A 2,799-nucleotide genomic window follows, 5' to 3' on the forward strand; every position below is an offset into this window, starting at 1 on the left:
CGCGCCGCATTTTTCGCACTGAAAGTGAATATGCTCGCCGCACTGTCCGTCTTCTTCCGCCGTCTGATAAATAAAGCCGTCAGAAATAGCCGACTTGCGCTTTATGAGCCGTCCGCTTTCAACCAGCTTTTCAAGGTTGCGGTAAACCGTAGTCTTGTTCACACTTTCCCCGCGCTCAGAAAGAAAAGAAAGAAGCTCCATCGCAGAAAATCCGCTTTCCGTCCTTTCCTGAACAAACTGAGAAATCAATTCCGAAGTTTTAGTGTGATAAGACTTTTGCAACACGGTTGCATATTAGCGAGATGAAAAAGAATTGTCAAGAAAAATTGTGTTTATTTTATTTTTGTTACCGCAAAGATTTTTTTGTGTTGCCACCGCAAGCGCACACGACAAATATCCGAGTTTTTGTAAAGCAAAAATTCGCGGCAGGTTCATTTCAAAATTAGTATGGAAGTTTTGTCAAAAAATGTGTATAGTAATTTTATAAACGCTACTTATTCTGGAGAAACAAATTATGAACATTTGGACACAGCGAAGCATCGAACTTGCCAATCAGTACGACTATTTAGACCAATTGTTCAAAATTTATCCTCTTTCAGCAAATGAAAAACGCGATTTGCCAAGTGGCATTGTAGAAAAATTAAAAACATTGCTCCAGAACCGCGATTCAAAAGGCTTGATAAACCTTTTGCTTGACCAAGTAAAAGGTCAGGGCGATGAAAAGCATCCTTTCCCGATAAAATATTCTTATGTTTCATATTTAAAAAACGACCGTTCCGCAATAGAAAGAAATCCAAAAACTGTTGAGCGAATTGCAAGTTATCTTTATGAAATGGGTCTTGATGGAATCCTTGAAAAAACATCTGCGCCAAAAGAGACGAACAGGAAAAAGGACGTGGCATAAATGAAATATACACAAAAATTGCTTGAAGATAAAATTCTCCATAACACTGATTACGAATTTCTAAACTCAATCAAAGACAGATTTCCAACAAATAATCCGTATTTCTTAGTCTGCCTCGCGGAAGTTATTTTTAATCGTGAAGAAGATGACACAAAAGATATTTTGAATGAAGTTATTGATGAAGCCTATGATTTATATAAAAACGCGAATATTTCAGAATATTTAAGCGAGATTTAGAATGAAGCTGGTTGAGCTTATAATCGATATTTTAGAAAAATCAGAAATTCCTCTTACACAAGGTGAGATTCTTTCAATTGCAGAAAAACACGAAAAATATTCTGAATGTGAAGAGCTTCAAAAAGTTCAGGTTCCATTGTCTGCTGTTGCCCGATGTCTTACAAAATATTCAAGCGGAAGCAATCCTGTTTTTGGAATTCAAAATGAGGGAAAGGTAAAGAAGAGTAAAAAGCATTTTTTCCTGAAATCTAAAAATATTCCCGAAGCAACCATAATACCAGAATCTTCTTTGCATCCGTATTTGGTAAAATTTGCAAAAGAGCGTTTCGGAGTTTACTGCAAAACCATAAACGCTTTAAAAGTTCAGAAGAAAAAAGACAAAATTGGAAAATGGACAAATCCTGATATAGTTGGCATAAATCCGACAATCCTTGACTTAAATCCGCTTTTTCAATCTGAAATCGAAAAACTTGGGCTTTTTTCAACAAAGGTTATGCAGTTCTACAGTTTTGAACTTAAATTGAAAATTGACAAAAGCAATATCACAGAATGTTATTTTCAGGCAGTTTCAAATTCTGCTTGGGCAAATTACGGCTATCTTGTTGTAGGGGATTTAGATACTGACGCAGCTTTTCTTTCAAACATTTCGCGCTTAAACAATGGCTATGGAATCGGTGTCATAAAATTGAATCTTGAAAATCCTTTAAAGAGTGAAATCGTTGTTTCAGCAAGAGAGCGAAGCGTTGTCGATATAAATTTTATGAATTTTCTTGCTGATATGAATAAAGACTTTTACGCTTTCGTTGACAACGCACGAAAATCGATAAAAACAAAAAAAGTCGATGCGGCTCAATTTGATAAAATAATGTGATAACAGACACTGGCGAACTTCTCCGGCAGAACTTGAAAAACTTGATGAGCAAGGTCTGATTGAATGGTCAAAAAACGGAGTTCCTCGCCGAAAAATTTTTGCGGACGAGCAGAAAGGAAAAAAACTTCAGGACATTTGGGATTTTAAGGATTACCAGTATCCGGTTTATCCGACAGAAAAAAATCTTGACCTATTAAAACTCATTGTCCAGACTTCCTCAAATCCAGAAAGTTTGGTTATGGACTTTTTCTGCGGTTCGGGAACAACTTTGGTTGCCGCCCAAGAACTTGGCAGAAAGTGGATTGGAATTGACAAGTCTCAAAAAGCGATAGAAGTTGCAAGAAAAAAGCTGAATGAAGAAAATGCCGCACTTTTTAAAAACGATTTTGAATTTATTACTATTTCAGAAAAACAAGAGCAGAATCTTCATAATGAAAATATTCTTGTTATACAGAAAACTCCAAAAGTGCTGGTAACTGCGTGAGTTTATTTTTCGCAATTTTCTTTCTTCCTCACATTCTCCTTTTACAAATCTCTTTTTCTCTCTTTTCTTTAATCGCACTCACATTTAATTTGCCTTGCGTGAACCGAGTCTGACTATATGGCTAAAAACAGTGCAAGAAAATTCGACAACTGACATTATGTAAACAATATGCAAATATGTGTAAAAATCATACATTATAATATGCAAAAATGTGTATAATGAAACGCAGATAATTCCTGTTGAATGCAAGGCTAATCAAATCAGATTCTCAATCGTCCTGAAAATATCGCCTTTTATCAGAAC

5 protein-coding genes are annotated in these 2,799 nt (G+C 35.7%); 4 read left to right on the plus strand and 1 reads right to left on the minus strand.

Annotation, left to right across the window (positions count from 1 at the left end; genetic code table 11):
• Positions 1-282: transcriptional repressor (locus B4N75_RS00155; RefSeq protein WP_296706233.1), on the minus strand; the 282-nt coding region annotated here is incomplete at its 3' end.
• A 232-nt stretch (positions 283-514) separates the two neighbouring features.
• Between B4N75_RS00155 and B4N75_RS00160 the strand changes: the two genes are divergently transcribed.
• The 4 genes from B4N75_RS00160 (at position 515) to B4N75_RS00175 (ending at position 2,496) form a co-directional block, all read left to right on the plus strand.
• A complete protein-coding gene (locus B4N75_RS00160) occupies positions 515-904 on the plus strand; it encodes a hypothetical protein (protein ID WP_296666964.1) in 390 nt (129 codons plus the stop codon).
• Complete coding sequence (locus tag B4N75_RS00165; protein WP_296666967.1) at positions 905-1,141, plus strand: hypothetical protein; 237 nt, start codon at positions 905-907, stop codon at positions 1,139-1,141.
• 1 nt (position 1,142) lies between these two features.
• Positions 1,143-2,012 (plus strand): hypothetical protein, encoded by an 870-nt coding sequence (locus B4N75_RS00170; RefSeq protein WP_296666970.1) that lies wholly within the window; start codon positions 1,143-1,145, stop codon positions 2,010-2,012.
• A 94-nt stretch (positions 2,013-2,106) separates the two neighbouring features.
• Entirely contained in the window at positions 2,107-2,496 is a 390-nt protein-coding gene (locus B4N75_RS00175) for a DNA methyltransferase (RefSeq protein ID WP_414717800.1), read from the plus strand.
• Positions 2,497-2,799: the final 303 nt, after the last annotated feature.

Source organism: Treponema sp. UBA7570 (assembly GCA_002477955.1).
In the GTDB taxonomy this organism is placed as follows: Bacteria; Spirochaetota; Spirochaetia; order Treponematales; family Treponemataceae; genus Treponema_D.

What these genes read in the sequence shown, in the direction of transcription:
- B4N75_RS00160 (WP_296666964.1), top strand. Translation starts at nt 515, where the DNA reads ATGAACATTTGGACACAGCGAAGCATCGAACTTGCCAATCAGTACGAC.
- B4N75_RS00165 (WP_296666967.1), top strand. Translation starts at nt 905, where the DNA reads ATGAAATATACACAAAAATTGCTTGAAGATAAAATTCTCCATAACACT.
- B4N75_RS00170 (WP_296666970.1), top strand. Translation starts at nt 1,143, where the DNA reads ATGAAGCTGGTTGAGCTTATAATCGATATTTTAGAAAAATCAGAAATT.